General features: G+C 63.0%; 19 protein-coding genes. 8 read left to right on the top strand and 11 right to left on the bottom strand.

Annotated features, from left to right (window positions below; genetic code table 11):
- Window positions 1-4: 4 nt before the first annotated feature.
- The 6 genes from motD to yegS all read left to right on the top strand — a co-directional run bounded on the left by motD (window position 5) and on the right by yegS (window position 4,553).
- A complete protein-coding gene (gene motD / locus V6M90_RS04410; RefSeq protein WP_003175286.1) occupies window positions 5-892 on the top strand; it encodes a flagellar motor protein MotD in 888 nt (295 codons plus the stop codon).
- Window positions 893-943: 51 nt separating this feature from the next.
- A complete protein-coding gene (locus tag V6M90_RS04405) occupies window positions 944-1,732 on the top strand; it encodes a ParA family protein (protein ID WP_003175285.1) in 789 nt (262 codons plus the stop codon).
- A 2-nt stretch (window positions 1,733-1,734) separates the two neighbouring features.
- Window positions 1,735-2,547 (top strand): CheW domain-containing protein, encoded by an 813-nt coding sequence (locus tag V6M90_RS04400; protein ID WP_003175284.1) that lies wholly within the window; start codon window positions 1,735-1,737, stop codon window positions 2,545-2,547.
- Window positions 2,548-2,627: 80 nt separating this feature from the next.
- Window positions 2,628-3,110 (top strand): chemotaxis protein CheW, encoded by a 483-nt coding sequence (locus V6M90_RS04395; RefSeq protein ID WP_003175283.1) that lies wholly within the window; start codon window positions 2,628-2,630, stop codon window positions 3,108-3,110.
- Window positions 3,111-3,506, top strand: coding sequence for a DUF2802 domain-containing protein (locus tag V6M90_RS04390; protein ID WP_003175282.1), 396 nt, complete (start codon window positions 3,111-3,113; stop codon window positions 3,504-3,506).
- Window positions 3,507-3,632: 126 nt separating this feature from the next.
- Window positions 3,633-4,553: a lipid kinase YegS gene (yegS, locus tag V6M90_RS04385; protein ID WP_332846138.1), complete on the top strand. Its 921-nt coding sequence runs from the start codon at window positions 3,633-3,635 to the stop codon at window positions 4,551-4,553.
- Here yegS and V6M90_RS04380 read toward each other — a convergent pair.
- The 3 genes from V6M90_RS04380 to V6M90_RS04370 all read right to left on the bottom strand — a co-directional run bounded on the left by V6M90_RS04380 (window position 4,512) and on the right by V6M90_RS04370 (window position 6,868).
- Window positions 4,512-5,171, bottom strand: a complete 660-nt coding sequence (locus V6M90_RS04380) for a response regulator transcription factor (protein ID WP_042945074.1) — start codon at window positions 5,169-5,171, stop codon at window positions 4,512-4,514. The genes yegS and V6M90_RS04380 overlap by 42 nt on opposite strands.
- Window positions 5,168-6,061, bottom strand: a complete 894-nt coding sequence (locus V6M90_RS04375) for a sensor histidine kinase (protein WP_042945072.1) — start codon at window positions 6,059-6,061, stop codon at window positions 5,168-5,170. The genes V6M90_RS04380 and V6M90_RS04375 overlap by 4 nt, the downstream gene beginning before the upstream one ends.
- Before the next feature lie 357 nt (window positions 6,062-6,418).
- Window positions 6,419-6,868, bottom strand: coding sequence for a hypothetical protein (locus V6M90_RS04370; protein WP_176156659.1), 450 nt, complete (start codon window positions 6,866-6,868; stop codon window positions 6,419-6,421).
- 553 nt (window positions 6,869-7,421) lie between these two features.
- Here V6M90_RS04370 and V6M90_RS04365 point away from each other — a divergent pair.
- Both V6M90_RS04365 and V6M90_RS04360 read left to right on the top strand, forming a co-directional pair.
- Window positions 7,422-8,357, top strand: a complete 936-nt coding sequence (locus V6M90_RS04365; RefSeq protein WP_003175278.1) for a chemotaxis protein CheV — start codon at window positions 7,422-7,424, stop codon at window positions 8,355-8,357.
- Window positions 8,358-8,397: 40 nt separating this feature from the next.
- Entirely contained in the window at window positions 8,398-9,204 is an 807-nt protein-coding gene (locus V6M90_RS04360) for an MOSC domain-containing protein (protein WP_003175277.1), read from the top strand.
- A gap of 65 nt (window positions 9,205-9,269) precedes the next feature.
- Here V6M90_RS04360 and ppnP read toward each other — a convergent pair whose 3' ends face one another.
- The 8 genes from ppnP to V6M90_RS04320 all read right to left on the bottom strand — a co-directional run bounded on the left by ppnP (window position 9,270) and on the right by V6M90_RS04320 (window position 18,448).
- Window positions 9,270-9,551 (bottom strand): pyrimidine/purine nucleoside phosphorylase, encoded by a 282-nt coding sequence (ppnP, locus tag V6M90_RS04355; RefSeq protein ID WP_332846137.1) that lies wholly within the window; start codon window positions 9,549-9,551, stop codon window positions 9,270-9,272.
- Window positions 9,552-9,615: 64 nt separating this feature from the next.
- Window positions 9,616-10,158, bottom strand: coding sequence for an exonuclease domain-containing protein (locus tag V6M90_RS04350; RefSeq protein WP_003175275.1), 543 nt, complete (start codon window positions 10,156-10,158; stop codon window positions 9,616-9,618).
- Window positions 10,159-10,231: 73 nt separating this feature from the next.
- Window positions 10,232-12,115, bottom strand: coding sequence for an acetyl/propionyl/methylcrotonyl-CoA carboxylase subunit alpha (locus tag V6M90_RS04345; RefSeq protein WP_003175274.1), 1,884 nt, complete (start codon window positions 12,113-12,115; stop codon window positions 10,232-10,234).
- A 118-nt stretch (window positions 12,116-12,233) separates the two neighbouring features.
- The gene (locus V6M90_RS04340; RefSeq protein WP_332846136.1) at window positions 12,234-12,995 is read right to left on the bottom strand and encodes an enoyl-CoA hydratase/isomerase family protein; all 762 of its coding nucleotides are present in this window, start codon (window positions 12,993-12,995) and stop codon (window positions 12,234-12,236) included.
- The gene (atuD, locus tag V6M90_RS04335) at window positions 12,992-14,149 is read right to left on the bottom strand and encodes a citronellyl-CoA dehydrogenase (RefSeq protein ID WP_332846135.1); all 1,158 of its coding nucleotides are present in this window, start codon (window positions 14,147-14,149) and stop codon (window positions 12,992-12,994) included. The genes V6M90_RS04340 and atuD overlap by 4 nt, the downstream gene beginning before the upstream one ends.
- 16 nt (window positions 14,150-14,165) lie before the next feature.
- The gene (locus V6M90_RS04330; protein ID WP_332846134.1) at window positions 14,166-15,782 is read right to left on the bottom strand and encodes an acyl-CoA carboxylase subunit beta; all 1,617 of its coding nucleotides are present in this window, start codon (window positions 15,780-15,782) and stop codon (window positions 14,166-14,168) included.
- Window positions 15,783-15,785: 3 nt separating this feature from the next.
- Window positions 15,786-16,658 carry an SDR family oxidoreductase gene (locus tag V6M90_RS04325; RefSeq protein WP_141063606.1) on the bottom strand — a complete coding sequence of 291 codons (873 nt, stop codon included), beginning with the start codon at window positions 16,656-16,658 and terminating at the stop codon, window positions 15,786-15,788.
- 11 nt (window positions 16,659-16,669) lie between these two features.
- A complete protein-coding gene (locus V6M90_RS04320; RefSeq protein ID WP_003175269.1) occupies window positions 16,670-18,448 on the bottom strand; it encodes an acyclic terpene utilization AtuA family protein in 1,779 nt (592 codons plus the stop codon).
- Between the last annotated feature and the right edge of the window lie 67 nt (window positions 18,449-18,515).

Below are 18,515 nucleotides of genomic sequence, written 5' to 3'. Positions count from 1 at the left end.
GCCAGTGAGCCGTCGCCGTCGCGAGCCTGAAGAGCACGTCAACCACGAACGCTGGCTGGTGTCCTACGCGGACTTCATCACCTTGCTGTTTGCGTTTTTCGTGGTGATGTATTCCATCTCGTCGATCAACGAAGGCAAGTACAAAGTCATCTCCCAGGCGCTGATCGGTGTGTTCAACGACGCCGACCGCTCGCTCAAGCCGATTCCCATCGGCGAAGAACGGCCCAGGACCGTGACGCCGGCCAAGCCGCTGGTCAATGACAGCGATGAAACCGCTGCCGGTGTGGGGGGCACCAGCGATCCGCTGAAAAGCATCGCCGATGACATCAGTGCTGCGTTCGGCGACCTGATCAGCTCCAACCAGATGACCGTGCGCGGCAACGAGTTGTGGGTGGAAATCGAGCTTAATTCCAGCCTGCTGTTCGCCAGTGCCGACGCGATGCCCAGCGACCAGGCGTTCACCATCATCGACAAGGTGGCGGCGATCCTCAAACCGTTCGAGAACCCGGTGCACGTCGAAGGGTTTACCGACAATGTGCCGATCAGCACCGCGCAGTACCCGACCAACTGGGAACTGTCCTCGGCGCGTGCCGCGAGCATTGTGCGCATGCTCGCGATGCAGGGCGTGAGCCCCGGACGCCTGGCGTCGGTGGGGTATGGCGAGTTCCAGCCGGTGGCCAACAACGCTACGGTGGAAGGCCGTGCGCGCAACCGTCGGGTGGTGTTGGTGGTCTCGCGCAACCTGGACGTGCGCCGCAGCCTGACCGCCACCGGCACCGCCAATGCAACACCGGACGCGGCTTTGAGGCGTGCTGGCACACAAACTGCACCGGCCCCTGCAAAGCCGCCGGTTCGTCAGAGTGCCGTCAATTCTCCGTCGCCGGCTCAATAACCTTATGCAATGTCTCGGTCGCGCCTGTGCCCACCGGGAGGAACCATCCGAATGAGAGTCTGGGCAGTTGCCAATCAAAAAGGCGGGGTCGGCAAGACCACCACCTCCATCGCTCTAGCCGGTTTGCTGGCTGAGGCGGGCAAGCGCGTGGTCGTGGTCGATCTGGACCCCCACGGCTCGATGACCAGCTATTTCGGTTACGACCCGGATGCGCTGGAACACAGCTGCTATGACCTGTTCCTGCACAAGGGCAGTGTGCCGAGCGACTTGCCCGGCCAACTGCTTTTGCCGACCAGCAGCGAGCGCATTTCCCTGCTGCCATCGAGCACCGCGCTGGCCACCCTTGAGCGCCAGTCACCGGGCCAGAGCGGCCTGGGCCTGGTGATCGCCAAGACCCTGGCGCAGCTGTGGCAGGACTTCGACTACGCCATCATCGACAGCCCGCCGTTGCTCGGCGTGCTGATGGTCAACGCCCTGGCGGCCAGCCAGCAACTGGTGATCCCGGTGCAGACCGAGCACTTGGCGGTCAAGGGGCTGGAGCGCATGGTCAGCACCCTGGCGATGATCAACCGTTCGCGCAAACAGGCGCTGCCGTATAGCATCGTGCCGACGCTGTTCGATCGTCGCACCCAGGCGTCGCTCGGCACCTTGCGCGTATTGCGCGATGCCTACCCGCAGACCATCTGGAATGGCTACATCCCGGTGGACACGCGTCTGCGCGATGCCAGCCGTGCCGGGCTGACGCCTTCGCAATTCGATGCCAAGAGCCGTGGCGTGATGGCCTACCGCGCGCTGCTCAAGCACCTGTTATCGCAGCAGCTTGTGGCGCAGGTGGCTTGATGATGAACCGCCCCGTCGAACTCAAGACCAAGACCCGGCCGCAACTGGCGCTGGAATCCTACCTGGATGCCTTGCTGCAGGACGCGACCGAGGAGCAATTGCCGGAACCGATCCTGGCGCTGGAACCGGCGGTAGAAGTACCGTCGTCGAGCAGCCTGGATGAGTTCCAGCTGGCTGTATTGGAAGAGCAGGCCCGCGATGCACATGCTGCACCGCTGATCGTGCCGGTCGAGGCACCGGTTGTGGTGGAACCGGTGACGCCGCTGATGGTGGTCGAGCCGGTGGTAGACGTGCACCTGCCGCCAAGCATCACCCCGCCGCCGGTGAGCGGCGACGATCGCCCGTCCTGGGCGGCGGAACCGTTCGAATGTTTGCTGTTCGACGTCGCCGGCCTGACCCTGGCGGTGCCGCTGGTGTGCCTGGGCTCGATCTATTCCCTGGAAGGCCAGGAGCTGACGCCGCTGTTCGGCCAGCCCGATTGGTTCCTCGGGATCCTGCCCAGCCAGGCCGGCAACCTCAAGGTGCTGGACACCGCGCGCTGGGTGATGCCCGACCGCTACCGCGATGACTTGCGCCAAGGCTTGCAATACGTGATCTCGGTTCAGGGCTACGAGTGGGGGCTGGCGGTGCATCAGGTCAGCCGCTCGCTGCGCCTGGACCCGAATGAAATCAAATGGCGCAGCCACCGGGGCCAGCGGCCTTGGCTGGCGGGCACTGTGATCGAACACATGTGCGCGTTGCTCGACGTCGCCGAGCTGGCGGAATTGATCGCCAGTGGCGCCGTCAAGGAAATGTCCGCCAATAAACGCAGTTGATTGAACAACAAGGGCCGTGCGCAAGTGCGGCCAACGAAGCACACACGCCGTACGCAACGGCATTTGAAGGGGTCATGAGTATGAGCAGCAATCCAAGTAAGAGCACTACAGACGATCCGATCCTGCAATGGGTTACCTTCAAGCTGGACAACGAGACCTACGGCATTAACGTGATGCGCGTGCAGGAAGTGCTGCGCTACACCGAGATCGCTCCGGTTCCGGGTGCGCCAAGCTACGTGCTGGGTATCATCAACCTGCGCGGCAACGTGGTGACGGTGATCGACACCCGCCAGCGTTTTGGCCTCAATGCCACCGAGATCAGCGACAACACCCGTATCGTCATCATCGAAGCCGACAAGCAAGTGGTCGGCATCATGGTCGACAGCGTGGCGGAAGTGGTCTACCTGCGCCAATCGGAAGTGGAAACCGCGCCGAACGTGGGTAACGAGGAATCGGCCAAGTTCATCCAGGGCGTGTGCAACAAGAACAACGAACTGCTGATTCTGGTTGAGCTGGACAAGATGATGAGCGAAGAAGAATGGTCGGAACTGGAGAGTATCTGATTGTTCCTTGAGGCGGCGGTAATTGTCCTGGCCCTGCTGTGGGCCGGGACGTTGGCGTTTTTGCTGCGCCATGTCAGTCAGCAACGCGAATTGGCCTTGCAACAGGCCGAGCGCGATGCCATGCGTGATCGGCGTGTGCTGGAGCTGGTCAAGCGGGTCGACCATTATCAGCAAAGTGCGGTGAAGGTCGGGGACGAGGTGCACGAGTTGCGCGCAATCCTGGCGCCGTTGCCGGACAAGCTGGTGCAACTGGAGCAGCGCGATCCCGCCAGTCTGTCGTTCGCTCAGGCGGCGAAACTGGTGGGGATGGGCGCGACGGTGGACGAGCTGACCCAATCGTGCGGCTTGACGCAGGCTGAGGCGCAGTTGATGAGTAAGTTGCACAAGAGCAGTTGAAGGCTGCGAGCTTCAAGCGGCAAGGTTGAGGCGTGCGACTTGTCGCTGATGACTTGCGGCTGCACTTTCCTTCCTGGTTTGAGGTCAACATCCTTCAAGCACTTTCAACCCAGGAGTAACCCACCCATGACCACCGCCAAGGCACTGTTGATTCTCCACGGCAAGCAAGCCCTCAACGAGGACGTGCGTGCGGCCGTGCAGGCGCGGCGTGGGCAGGGTTGGGAATTGGCGGTACGGGTGACCTGGGAGGGCGGTGATGCCCAGCGCCTGGTCAGGGAGGCCCTGGATGGCGGTTATACGCACATCATCGCAGGCGGCGGCGACGGCACCTTGCGTGACGTGGCCGAAGCGATGGCACAGGCACAGGCCGATGCCAGTCTGGTGTTGATGCCCCTGGGCACGGCCAACGATTTCGCCAAGGCCGCCGGCGTACCGCTGGAGCCTGCCCTGGCCCTGGCGTTGCTGGATGTCCCGGCCAGGGCCATCGACCTGGGCCAGGTCGGCGGACAAATCTTCCTGAACATGGCCACTGGCGGTTTCGGCAGCCAGGTCACGGCCAATACGTCGGAAGACTTGAAGAAGGTCCTGGGCGGCGCCGCCTATCTGTTCACCGGCCTGTCGCGGTTCAGCGAGTTGAAGGCTGCCTACGCCGAACTGGATGGCCCGGATTTCCACTGGAAAGGTGAACTGCTCGCGCTGGGCATCGGCAACGGTCGCCAGGCGGGCGGTGGGCATGAGCTCTGTCCGCAGGCCATGGCCGATGATGGGCTGCTCGACGTGAGCATTCTGCCGGCGCCCCAGGAGGTGGTCGGCACGTTGCGTGAGCTGATGAGCAACGGCTGGGGCCTGGAGACTATGTTTGTGCGGGCGCGCTTGCCGTGGGTGCAGGTCAAGCAGGCCGAAGGCCTGTACTTAAACCTTGACGGTGAACCGCTCGAGAGCGACGACCTGCGTTTCGAGGTCTTGCCCAAAGCCTTGCGTGTGCACTTGCCGGTGGGGTCGCCGTTAGTCGTCCAGGCTGATGATCTGCTCGCGCACGGCAAATAACACCAAGCCCGCCACGTCGAATATCTGCAGGCGCTTCATGATCTGCGAGCGGTGCGCCTCCACAGTCTTGATGCTCAGGCCCAGGCCGTGGGCGATCTCGCGGGTGGACTTGCCGCGCACGATCAAGCGCAGGATTTCCAGCTGGCGGGCCGTGAGGTTGTGACTGTGGACGGCGGCGGCAGCCGGGCCCTGGTTGCGCACCAGCGCCTGGTTGATCACCGTGTGGGCGATCGCCGGGCTCAGGTAGCGTTCGTTGTTGCGCAAGGCCAGCAGCGCGTGTTCCAGCTCATTGGCGCTGGTGTCCTTGAGCAGGTAGCCATGGGCGCCGGACTCCAGCGCCTGCATGATCAGTTCCGGGTCGGTGTGCATCGACAGGATCAGCACCTTGCTCTTGGGGTAGACGCGCTTGAGTTGCTGCAGCGCATCCAGGCCGCCGGTGTGTTTCATCGATAGGTCGAGCAATACGATATCCGGCTGCAAGACGCTGAACTGCTCGAGCAACTGCGCGCCGTCGCTGGCTTCGCCGACAACGGTGTAGCCGCAAATATCCTGGACCAGTGCGCGTACGCCGGCCCGGATCAGTGCATGGTCATCCACCAGGAGTAATGTGCAGGTCACTCGTAAACCTTAGGGGAACTGGCCCGTTCGAGGGCGCGCGGCGCCCAGGGGAAAAGCACGTCAATCCGTGTGCCCTTGCCTGGCTGGCTGTTGACGGACAGGGTGCCCCCCAGTTGATTGATCCGTTCGGCCATGCCGGCCATGCCTCGTTGACCTTCACGCCCTGGGTCGAGGGCGGGCGAAAAGCCCTGGCCGTCATCGCTGATACTCAGCGACAGACCCTCGGGCAGACGTTGCAGGCGCACCAGCAGGTTGTGTGCCTGGGCATGGCGCAGCATGTTGGTCACCGCTTCCTGGGTAATGCGAAAGGCCGCCACGGCTATTTCTTCCGGGATGCCGGTCAAGCGCTGCTGACATTCCAGGCTCCAGTGCACGGGGGTGTTTTCCAGCGTCTTGAGCAGGTGCGCGCGCAGGCTGGCTTCCAGGCCCAGGCTGGTGAGCTGCCGGGGGTTGAGGATGGCCGAGACGTCGCGCACCTTGGCCAGGGTCTCGTTCAAGGTGTTGCACAGCACGTTGCACTGGTCTTGCAGGTCTGCCGGCAGACGACGCTTGAGCCACTCGCTCTGCAGCTTGGCGGCCGTGAGCAATTGGCCGATATCGTCGTGCAGGTCGCGGCTGAGACGATGGCGTTCGTTTTCCTGTACTTGCAGCAGGCGGTCGGCCAGCTCCTGCGGCTGGAACTTGATGGCGGTGCGCGAGCGCCACTGCCGCAGGCCCACTACCAGCAAGAGGATCAGATTGAGCAGCGGCACCATGATCGGCAGCGGCGCGCTGTACAGGTAGGCCCACAGACTCAACAGCAGCGAGCCGAGGCACAGCATGAGGATCAAGCGGCGTACATGGCTGCCTGACGCGGACCTGGCGATAAGTGTCTTGAGGCTGGCGTACATAGCGGAGGGAGCCGATGAAGGTTCACTGCGGGGAGACCGGTCATGGCGATTGGCCGGACTCTGTTGGGAACGCGTTGTCGAGTCTGTTTTATACATGATGAAGTTGAGTCACTTCGAGCGAGGCATAGTACCACCACTCTTACCGTTGGTCGCCTGGCGCAGTGGCCCGGCCGGCTCATTAATCGCGCCGATACCTGGGCGGTATTCCCAGTGTTCATGGCGTTGTGGGGAAGTCTAAAGGAGGTTGTATCGCTATGAGCAGTGATGGCTTATTGCTATTGTTGTGTGCCGGGTAACGTGCAGTGCGTTAAAAGTGCAGTGCGTTAGTTGATCCTGTCGTTGGCAGGTGCATACGCCTCACAGTGCCGGATGCACACGTTGCTGCGGTTTATGACTGAAGTTTTTCTGCGGAATCTGCAAGGTGACGGTTGCGATCAGCGTGGCCTGTTCACTCTCATCCATGGTCAACTCGCCGGTCCGGACATCGATCAGCTCCAGTTGCCAGGCCAGCAGGGTCAGGCAGTCATGCAGCGCGTCCAGCGCCTGGTCATGCAATTGCATCGGGCTTTCGGCGTTGGCGATCAGTTGCTGGATATGCCGGGAGAACTCACTGATGGCCTGCAGTGCCAGGCTGTCGGCCTTTTCGGCCAGTTTGATCAGGCTGGTCTTCATGCAGTCGATGGCATCGCTGTCATCGCGAATCAGGTGCAGATGGCTCAGGCACTCTTCTGACTTGGTCAGCAGCTTTTGCGCCTCAAGCAAGAATTGGGGGAGTGTGGTTTGCCATTCATTTGCGCTGTTCATCATACAAGTCTCCACAACGTAAGGTCGGGCGATGAGATGCTGCACCGGGTGAATGACTTAAAAATAGCGCCGAAAATTGACTTTGACCTGTAGGTCGAATCCGATAATTCAGTAGGACGTTTATTTGAATGACAGGGACGGCGACGCTCGGCCCGGGTGAGTGGGCTCGGTTGCACACCGTCAAGGGACGTGACACTTACGTCTGAAATACCCGTGGGCCGGGGGCTTGGCGTGGCAAACAAAAGCCTGACTCCATTCATGCAATGAGAATGGCGTCACATTAATGGCTATTAGATATTGCGAATATCAGGTTGGGCCTGATTGCGCCTAGGGGAATCCCCTATATAGAGGAACTTCGCGATGCTTTGAATGTCGCGAGGTGGCGGTGCGGCTCTCTTGGAGCACCTGCGCAGTAGAGCATGATGTCAGTGTGACATCAATGGGTTTGCATGGCATTTTATTGGGGTCAAGATCCGGCGTTCGCCGCCGATAACCCGCTTACAGCACTGCATAATCCCTCGCGCATGATGTTATCTGCGCACACCAGGAGCATTTGATGGCCAGCATTCTCGACTCGGTAGACCAACGCACGCAACTGGTGGGTGAGAATCGCCTGGAAATCCTCATGTTTCGGCTGTTCGGGCGGCAGTTGTTCGCGATCAACGTATTCAAGGTGCAGGAAGTCCTGCAACTGCCCAAGCTGACCCTGATGCCTCAGCGTCACCCTTTCGTGTGCGGTGTGGTCAACCTGCGTGGCCAGACCCTGCCGGTGATCGACCTGTCCCAGGCCATCGGTATGCGCCCGCTGGTGCCGGGCCCGAACAGCACCATCATCGTCACCGAGTACAACCGCTCGGTGCAGGCGTTCCTGGTCGGCGGCGTGGACCGCATCGTCAACATGAACTGGGAAGCCATCCTGCCGCCGCCGACCAGCGCCGGGCGCCAGCATTACCTCACCGCGATCAGCAAGGTCGATGACCAGCTGGTGGAGATCATCGACGTGGAGAAAGTCCTCGCCGAGATCGTGCCCTACAACGCCAAGGTGTCCCGTGAAAAGCTCGAAGATCCGGTATTGGAGCGCGCCCGTGGCCGCGAAGTGCTGCTGGTGGACGACTCCAACGTCGCCCTGTCGCAGCTGCGCGACACCCTGGGCCAACTGGGCGTGAAGATGCACATTGCCAGCGACGGCCTCAAGGCGCTGAACATGCTCAAGGCCTGGGCCGACGCCGGCCACGTGATGACCGACAAGCTGCTGATGATCTTCACCGACGCCGAAATGCCCGAGATGGACGGCTACCGCCTCACCACCGAGATCCGTAACGACCCGCGCCTGCGCAAGTTGTATGTGGTGCTGCACACCTCGCTGTCCGGCAGCTTCAACGACTCGATGGTGAAGAAGGTCGGTTGCGACAATTTCCTGTCCAAATTCCAGCCCGACAAACTGGTGGATGTGGTGCGTCAGCGACTGATGCTGGACGAAGCCTCGGCTTGACCTTAGGGTGGGCATCTTTGCCGTCCAGGAATGCAGGCCCATGCTTCGTCTCAGCGCGTTGTACCGTTACCCCTTGAAGTCCGGCAAGGCCGAAACCTTGCAGGCGGTAGGCCTGGATAAGCTCGGGTTGGAGGGGGATCGACGCTGGATGCTGGTGGACGAGGCCAGTGGGCGTTTCCTTACGCAGCGCGCGGTGGCGAAGATGAGCCAGCTGTCGGCGTTGTGGAACGCGGCCGGCGGGCTCACGCTGAGTTCGCCGGGCTACCCGTCCCTGGACGTGGCATTGCCCGACAGCGCCAGCGAACTGCGCGGCGTGACCCTCTGGAACGACACCCTGCGCGTACCGGACGCCGGTACTGCGGCCGCCGCCTGGGTCAGCGAGTTCATCGGCAAGCCGACGCGCCTGGTGCAAATGCCGCTGGAACGGGCGCGTACCACCCAGGCGGGCTATGGCCGCGATGATGACCAGGTGGCGTTCGCCGACGGTTATCCGCTACTGCTGATCGGCCAGGGTTCCCTTGATGACCTCTCGCGGGAAATCGGCCGCCCCATGGAAATGCTGCGCTTTCGCCCCAACCTGGTGATCGAGGGCGGTGAAGCCTTTGCCGAAGATGGCTGGAAACGCCTGCGCATCGGCGATGTCGAATTTCGTGTGGTCAAGCCCTGCTCACGCTGCGTGCTCACCACCATCGACCCGCAGACCGGCGAGCGCAGTGCCGACCGTGAACCCTTTGCCACCCTTCAGACTTACCGCAAGACCGAACAAGGCGCGATGTTCGGCCAGAACCTGGTCAACGACGGGGTGGGGCGCCTGGAAGTGGGCATGGCGGTGACGGTCCTCGAGTAATAGCCGACGCCCATAAAAAATGCCCGTCTCGCAGGAGACGGGCATTTTTTTCAGCGGTGCAACCCTTAGCTGCGGTATTCGCACAGGTAAGCGGTGTCCACGGCGACCTTCAGTTGGAACTTGCTGTTGGCCGGCACGTTGAACTGACTGCCGGCGGCGAAGGTTTTCCACTCGGCATCAGGCAACTTGACGATAAGGGCGCCTGAGACCACGTGCATGATTTCACGCTGGGCGGTGCCGAATTCGTATTCACCCGGGGCCATGACGCCGATGGTCGCCGGACCTTCTGCGGTGCCGAAAGCGATCGACTTGACGGTGCCGTCGAAGTACTCGTTGACTTTGAACATGGGCGATTCCTCGGAAAAAGGGGCTGGAAAGGTCGGCCAGTATGCCCAAGGCCGGGGAAGCTGCCTAGACCGGCAAAATCAGCGGCAGCAGGCGTGCGGTGTTACGTGCATCTTCCAATGCCCGATGTTGCTGGCCATGGAACTGCATTCCCGCCAATTGCAGCGCCCCATTGAGTCCCAGGGGCTTGTCCAGGCGCCGGGCCTTGGCGAAGCGCTGCTTGAGGTTCACATGGGGCGTGTCTGCCAGGGCGCTGGCCAGGCCATGGCGCTGCCATTCGAGCTCTAGCTGCACGCGATCGTAATCGCCCCAGCTGGCCCAGCCTTCCAGGCGCGCCTGATGCTGGCCCAACCAGCGCTCGAACAGGGGCCACACCTCGGTGACAGGGGCGGCGGCGTCGATGTTGGCTTGGGTGATGTGGGTCAGCTGGCGGCAAAAGGGCGTCAGCAATGGACGGCGCAGCGGCCGCACAAAGCGCTGGAAATGGTCCAGTTCGCGGCCCTGGCGGTTGACCAGGCTTGCGCCGATCTCGATGACTTCCATCTCCGTCACGGGCCAGCCGCCTTCATCCGTTGTGGCTTCAAGATCAATAATCAGCCAATGAGGCATCGTGCAGGTTCCCGTACTCTTCCCTTCCTGATGGGGATAGAGCGTAGCCCGGCCTTGTAGTTCCGCCTAGGGTCTATTCGATCTCCAGCAACACCTGGCGATTGCGCACCTGATCGCCCGCGAGTACTTGCACGCCTTTGACGATGCCATCGATGCCTGCGGTCAGCGGATGCTCCATTTTCATGGCTTCCAGCACCAGCAGCAGTTGGCCTTTGCTCACGCGGTCACCGGCACTGACCCGCACGTCGACGATGGCGCCGTCCATCGGCGCCTTGAGCGTGCCGCTGCGAACATCGGCCTGGCGGTGGGCGGCTTGGTGGGTACGGTCGGTCACCGTCACGCCTTGCAGCCACAGCCGGTTGCCGTGGAGGTGATAGGGGATGCGGCGACGGATGCCATTGAGTACCACGGTGGCGTGGCGGCCATCGGTGGTGAGTTGCAGGGGGCTGACGGTGATCGTATGGATGTCGTCGTTGACCTCGAGGCGACAGGTCCAAGGCGTGCCGAGGTTGTTCCGCCATCCCGTCAAGCCTGGGGGATGCTGGTCGGCGCCGTGGTGATAAAACAGCGCGGCGGCCAGGGCGAGCTGTTCATCGGTCGGCGCCAGGGGTGGGATGACGTTGAAGTGGTCGGCGATAAACGCGGTGCTGAAGTCACCACGGATAAAGTCCGGATGCTTGAGCAGCTCGGCCAACAGGCGCTGGTTGGTGGTGACGCCGAGCAGCACGCTGTCCTCCACCGCCCGCAGCAGCTTGCGCCGGGCTTCTTCGCGGGTGGCGCCGTGGGCGATGAGCTTGCCTTGCATGGCGTCGTAGAACGGGCTGATGGTGGCGCCTTCGCGCAGCCCATGGTCGATCCGGATCCCAGGCGCGGGCTCCCAGCGCAGCACCTCGCCGGTTTGCGGCAGGAAACCCTGGGCCGGGTCTTCGGCGTACAGGCGCACTTCCATGGCGTGGCCGCTCAGGGTCACCTGCGGTTGGGTGAGTGGCAGCGGTTGGCCGGCGGCAATCTGCAGTTGCCAGGCCACCAGGTCGAGGCCGGTGATCAGTTCGGTGACCGGGTGTTCCACCTGCAGGCGGGTGTTCATTTCCAGGAAGTAGAACCGGCCGTTGCGGTCGAGCAGGAACTCCACGGTGCCGGCGCCCACATAGTTCACCGCGCGGCCGGCCTTGAGCGCGGCCTCGCCCATGGCCTGGCGCAGCTCGGATGTCATCACCGGGCAGGGCGCTTCTTCGATGACTTTTTGATGGCGGCGCTGGATCGAGCAGTCGCGTTCGCCCAGGTAAATAAGGTTGCCCTGCGTATCGCCGAACAGCTGGATTTCGACATGGCGCGGTTCGATCAGGGCCTGTTCGAGGATCAGCTCGTCACTGCCGAAGGCGTTCTGAGCTTCTGAACGGGCGGTGCGCAAGTGTTCCAGCAACTGCTCGCGCTGATGCACCAGGCGCATGCCCCGACCGCCGCCGCCGGCGCTGGCCTTGATCATCAACGGGTAGCCGATGCGCTCGGCTTCGGCGTGCAGGGTGGTGTCGTCCTGGGCGCTGCCCTGGTAACCGGCGATGCACGGCACGCCGGCGTTGAGCATGGCCAGTTTGGACAGGCGCTTGCTGCCCATCAGTGCGATGGCTTCGGGGCTGGGGCCGATAAAGGTGATGCCGGCGTTCAGGCAGGCTTGGGCGAACTCGGGGTTTTCCGAGAGGAAGCCGTAGCCGGGGTGGATGGCGTCGGCGCCTGTGCGTTGGGCAGCGTCAAGGATAGCGTCGATGTTGAGGTACGACTGCTGCACCGGCGCCGGGCCGATATTCACCGCTTCGTCAGCCATTTGCACGTGCAGGGCCCAGGCATCGGCGTCGCTGTACACCGCCACGGTGCGGTAGCCCAGGGCCTGGGCGGTGCGCTGGATGCGACAGGCGATTTCGCCGCGGTTGGCGATCAGAATCTTTGTGAATCGCGGCATGGTTGTTTCCCTTGGGATCGAGTACATATCCGTTTCTTCGGTAACGCAGACCTTAAAGCCGACCGGTGTGGCAGGTCGAACTGGGTCCAGATGTGGGAGGTGGCTTGCCCCGATGGCTTCATTTGCACCACCCAGGCCTACGCTTCTGCACAAAAGCCTGTGTCCCTTCAATCCCTTCTTCACCGCTCACCGCCTCGGCAAACCACTGCGCCGCCTGGTCCAGCAGCGGCCCCAACGGCTGGTCCACGCTGGCTAGCAACAGCGCCTTGGTTCGTGCATTCGCCCGCGGCGCGCACTGCAGCACTTGCCCCAGCACTTCATCCAGTCGCTGCGCCAGCGCCTGCGGATCGCTTTCGGTAAAGTGCACCAGCCCCAATCGTTCGGCCTCAACCCCATCGAACCGCGCCGCCGTCAGCGCCAACCGCCGTGCCTGAGTCAGGCCGATGCGCTTGACTACAAACGGCGCAATCTGTGCCGGCAGCAAGCCCAGGCTGGTTTCCGGCAACCCGAACTGCGCCTTGTGATCGGCAATCGCAATGTCACTCACGCATGCCAGGCCAAACCCGCCGCCCAACACCGCACCTTGCAGCACCACGATCACCACCTGCGAAACCGCTTCCACTTCTTGCAGCAGGCTGCCAAACGCCCGGTTCAGCGCGGCCAAATGACCGCCCGCGGTGACCAGGTCCTTCACATCCGCCCCGGCGCAGAAGTGCCCGCCCGCGCCGCTGATCACCACGGCGCGCGTCTGGCTGTCCAATTGCGCCACCACCGCACGCAATTCGTTGACCATCTCCAGGCTCATGGCATTGCGGCATCCGGGCCGGTTCAGGGTGATGTGCAGCACGCCGTTATGGGGTTCGAGCAGCAAGGTGTTCATGGTTTTTTCCCTGGCAGGGTGCCCATCAGCTTGCAGATGATGCCCAGCATGATCTCGTCGGCACCGCCGCCGATCGACACCAGGCGCACGTCGCGATAGGCCCGTGCCACCGGGTTGTCCCACATGAAGCCCATGCCGCCCCAGTATTGCAGGCAGCTGTCGCTGACGTCGCGGCCCAGGCGCCCGGCCTTGAGTTTGGCCATGGAGGCCAGGCGCGTCACGTCCTGGCCCTTGATGTATTGCTCGGTGGCCTGATAGACCAGCGCCCGCAGGCATTCGATTTCGGTGGACAGTTCGGCCAGGCGAAAGTGGATCACCTGGTTGTCGATCAGTGCCTTGCCGAAGGTCCGGCGCTCCTTGCAGTACGCAATGGTGCTGTCGATGCAGTGCTCCAGGCCCTTGATCATGTTGGCCGCGCCGAACAGGCGTTCCTCCTGGAACTGCAGCATCTGCATCATGAACCCCGCGCCTTCATGGCCGATGCGGTTGCGCTGCGGTATGCGCACCTCGTCGAAGAACACCTGGGCGGTTTCGGAGCTGTGCATGCCGAGTTTTTCCAGGGGCGGGCTGACGCTGATACCCGGGGTGTTCATCGGCACCATGATCAGTGATTTGTTGATATGCGGCTTGTCGTCGGAGGTGTTGGCCAACAGGCAGATGAAGTCGGCGCTGGGCGAGTTGGTGATCCACATTTTGCTGCCGTTGATCACGTAGTCAGCGCCGTCCTTGCGCGCATGGGTCTTGAGCCCGGCGACGTCGGAGCCGGCGCCGGTTTCCGAAACGCCGATGCAACCGACCTGTTCGCCGCTGATGGCCGGGCGCAGGAATTCGTCACGCAGTTCATCGGAGCCGAAGCGGGCGAGGGCGGGGGTGCACATGTCGGTCTGCACACCGATGGACATGGGAATGCCGCCACAATGGATGGTGCCGAACTCTTCGGCGGCGACAATCGAGTAGCTGTAGTCCAGGCCCATGCCGCCGAACTTTTCCGGCTTGGAAATGCCCAGCAGGCCGAGGTCGCCGGCCTTGCGGAAGATCTCGTGGATGGGAAAGCGCCCGGCCTTTTCCCATTCGTCCACATGGGGGTTGATCTCGCGGTCGACGAAGGCGCGCACGCAGCGGCGCAGCTCCTGATGTTCCTGGGTGAAGATCATTGTTGTTGTTCTCCTGTTAGAGACGCGCCACGCCGAAGCTGTTCGGTTGCAATTGCCGTACTTCGGCCTCATGGCAGATATCCAGCAAAAAACCGAGCAACGTTCGCGTATCCCGTGGATCGATCAGCCCGTCGTCCCACAGGTTCGCGCTGCCATATAGCGCAGTGGATTGGCTGTCTAGTTTCTGTGCGGTGACCTGCTCCAGCATGTCCAGCATTTTGGGATCGGGCACCAGCCCGTCTTTCAACTGCTTGGCCTCGGTGACGATACGCAGCACCTTGCCCGCCTGCGCGCCGCCCATCACTGCCGTGCGGCTGTTGGGCCAGGCGAAGATAAAGCGCGGGTCGAGGCCGCGGCCGCACATTGCGTAATTGCCGGCGCCATAGGAGCCGCCGACCACAATCGTGAGCTTAGGCACCCGCGCATTGGCCACCGCCTGGATCATCTTCGCGCCGTGCTTGATCACCCCTTGCTGCTCGGACTCGGTGCCGACCATGAAGCCGGTGGTGTTATGCAGGAACAGCAGCGGCGTGCGGCTCTGGTCGCACAGCTGGATAAACTGCGCCGCCTTGCTCGCGCCCTTGGGGGTGATGGGGCCGTTATTGCCGATCACGCCCACGGCGCGGCCCTGGATATGCAGGTGGCCGCAGACGGTGTGGGAGTCGAACTCCGCCTTGAATTCGAGCCAGTGGGACGCGTCGGCCAGGCGCGCCAGGATTTCGCGCACGTCGTAGGGCTTTTTCGGGTCGTTGGGGATCAATCCCAGCAGTTCGTCGATGGGGTACAGCGGTTCTGTGTAGGTGTGTCGTGGTGCTGGCGGCAGGCGGTCGTCCCACGGCAACAGCCCGACGATTTCACGCACGATGCGTATGCCGTCCGCGTCGTTTTCCGCCAGGTATTCGGCGGTGCCGGCGGTTTGCGCATGCATCTGGGCGCCGCCCAGCTCTTCATCGGTGGCAATCTCGCCGGTGGCGGCCTTGAGCAGTGGCGGACCGGCGAGAAACAGCTTGGCCTTGCCGCGCACCACCACCACGTAATCCGACAGCCCCGGCTGATACGCCCCTCCCGCCGTGGCCGAGCCATGCACCACGGTGATCTGCGGCAGGCCCATGGCCGACATGCGCGCCTGGTTGGCAAAGCTGCGCGCGCCTTCGACGAAAATCTCGGCGGCGTAGTTGAGGTTGGCGCCGCCGCTCTCGGCCAGAGTCACCATCGGCAGTTTGTTTTCCAGGGCGATCTGTTGCAGGCGCAGGGATTTCTTCAGACCGGTGGGGGAAATGGTGCCGCCCTTGATCGCGCTGTTGTTCGCCACCACCAGCATGCGCACGCCGCTGACGTAACCGATACCGGCGATCAACCCACCGCCGGCGGCGCTGCCGTCCTTGTCATCATGCAACTTGTAGCCGGCCAGGCTGGCCAGTTCCAGGAACGGCGCGCCGGGGTCCAGCAGCAGGTTCAGGCGTTCTCGCGGCAGCAGTTGGCCGCGCTGGTCGAACTTGGGCTTGGCTTCCTGGGCCTTGTTCAACAGGTTCTGCTCCAGTTGGCGCAGGTGCTGGAGGCTTTCCAGCAGGGCGTTGCGGTTCTGCGCGAACTGGGGGCTGTGGGGGTCGATCAGACTTTCAATCACCGGCATGCGCTATTCCCCCGCCTTGAGTACATCCGGCAGGTACGCCCGGTGGAAACCGTTGAACGGCGCGCCTGGTGGCTGTGCCTTGTGCAGCGGCCAGGCGCGGCTGCCGAGGCTGGCGGCACCGTCGATGCGCAGGGTGCTGCCGCTGATGAAGGCGGCGGCGGGGCTGAGCAGAAACACGATGGCGGCGCTGACTTCCGATTCGGTGCCGATGCGCTTGAGCGGCACATGTTCGCGCAAGCTCGGGATTACCGCCTTGAACGCACCCTCATAGGTGTCCATGCCGCTGGAGGCGATCCAGCCCGGCGCCACGGCGTTGACCCGCACACCGGCGCAGCCCCATTCAACGGCGGCGGTCTTGGTGAAATTGTCCATGCCTGCCCGCGCCGCGCCGGAGTGGCCCATGCCGGGCATGCCGCCCCACATGTCGGCGAGCATGTTGACGATGGCGCCGCCGTGCTTATTCATCGATTGATTGAACACCTCGCGCGCCATCAGGAAACCGCCGACCAGGTTGGTGCGCACCACGGTTTCGAAACCCTTTTGGTTGATCGAGGCCAGCGGAGCGGGGTACTGGCCGCCGGCGTTATTCACCAGGCCGTGGATTGGACCGTACTGTTGAATCAGATGGCTGACGAGGGTGGTGACGCTGCTTTCATCGCGAATGTCGCAAGCGCCCCATTGCGCGATACCGCCATCCTCGGTGATCTCTGCCGCGACCTTTTCCAGTTTTTCCGGCTTGCGCCCGACCAGGATCACCTGGGCACCAAGCGCCGCCAGCTCGTGGGCGGTGCAGCGGCCAATACCGCTGCCGCCACCGGTGACAATCACGGTATGCCCCTGGAACAGGTCGGCTTTGAAGATCGAGTCGAAAGCCACGGCAACGCTCCTTATTTGAATTGCTCGGCGATGTGTTGCGGTACGGCGATGGGGATTTCCAGCAACTGCTGGGCAAAGGCCTTGCCTTGGGGGTCGATGCGCAGGCTGGCGATACCGCCGCCGCCCAGGGCATTTTCCAGCAGGAAGTTCAGGCTGTGGCTGCCGGGCAGGTACCAGCGTTCGACACGCCCGTAGACGGGGTCGAGCACGTGGCCCATCCAGTCGACGACTACCTCCGGGGTCAGCGCCTCGGCGATCCATGGCAGGTACGCGGGGTCGCGGGCGATCACGCCGATGTTGCTGTGGTTGCCCTTGTCGCCGGAGCGCGCCACAGCGAGTTTGACCAGCGGCACGCTGGCATCGGCGTGGCCCTCGGGCTTGGGCACGTCGATAGGCGCGACCGGCGCTTGCAGCGCGGCGGCGCTGGGCAATTGGACGGGATGGCGTTGGCCCTGGTAATCGATGGCGACCGTGCAGCCTGCCTTGTCGATCAGGAACGAAAACAATCGGATCAATGGGTACACCGTCGGCCGTCCGCCGACGATGCCGGTGAGCCCCGGCGCCATGCCGGTGGCGGCCTGGGCGATCTCGCGAGCGAACAGCACCAGCGCCTGCTTGTTGGGGTGCCGCACGGCCAGCTTCACCACCACTTCACGGCAATCCTGGCGCTGGGCGTGGGCGCCGTAGGTCGCTTCACTGCCGAGCAGTTCGATATTCACCTCGGTGTACGGTGCCCAACCGCGCTGGCTGAATAACTCCGAGGTCTTGTGGATGATTGCCTGGCTGACCCGCTCGGCCTTGGCCACCGCATCGATCCCGGCGATCAGGCAACTGGCGGTGCAGCGAAAGCCATCGGGATACGTGGCGCTGACCTTGTAGTGAGCGGTCGGCGGCAAGCCCTTGGCGCCGTGCAGGCGCACCTGGTGCCTGCCTTGCTGCTGCAGTTTGACCTGGCTGAAATCACAGATCACATCGGGCAATACATACGCGCGTGGGTCGCCGATTTCATACAACAGTTGTTCGGCGACGCTGAGTTCGCTGATCAGCCCGCCGCTGCCATCGACCTTGTTGACGGTGAACTGGCCGTCGGCGCTGACCTCGACGATGGGGAAACCGATGTGTTCATAGTCCGGTACATCGCGCCAATCGGTGAAATTACCGCCGGTGCACTGGGCCCCGCATTCAATGATATGCCCGGCCAGTGCGGCCTGGGCCAGGCGGTCATAGTCGTGCCAGGACCAGTTGAATTCATGCACCAGCGCGGCACTGACCACAGCGCTGTCGACCACCCGGCCGGTGATGACGATATCGGCGCCCAACTGCAAGGCCTGGGTGATGCCCGGTGCGCCGAGGTAGGCATTGGCCGACACGCACATCGGCGGCAGCGGCGTGCCGTTGAACATGTCGGTCACACCGTGCAGCTGTTTGAGCTGGGGTTGCAGGTCATCGCCCAGCAGCACGGCGATTTTCAGCGGGACCTGCGCCGTGTCGCAGGCGGTTTGCAGGGCGGCCGCGCAGGCCAGCGGGTTGATGCCGCCGGCATTGCTGATCACGCGGATGCCCTGGCGCCGGATCTCGCCCAGCAGCGGGGTGAGCACCTCGATGAAGTCCGTGGCATAACCGGCCTGGGGATCTTTCATGCGCGCACCCGCCAGGATCGACATCGTGACTTCCGCCAGGTAGTCGAACACCAGGTAATCCAGCGCGCCGCCTTGCACCAATTGGGCGGCGGCGGTGCAGGTGTCGCCCCAGAAGGCGCTGGCGCAGCCGATACGAACCGTCTTGCTCATGAGAAATCCTTCCTCGAATGGCTGCGGTCGAGACTACCAAGCAAGCGCTTGGTTTGTAAACTGCCGA

It is taken from the genome of Pseudomonas lactucae, assembly GCF_036688725.1.
In the GTDB taxonomy this organism is placed as follows: Bacteria; Pseudomonadota; Gammaproteobacteria; order Pseudomonadales; family Pseudomonadaceae; genus Aquipseudomonas; species Aquipseudomonas lactucae.
Note: the sequence above shows the minus strand (reverse complement) of the source record. Positions and strands in the feature narration are given on the sequence as shown.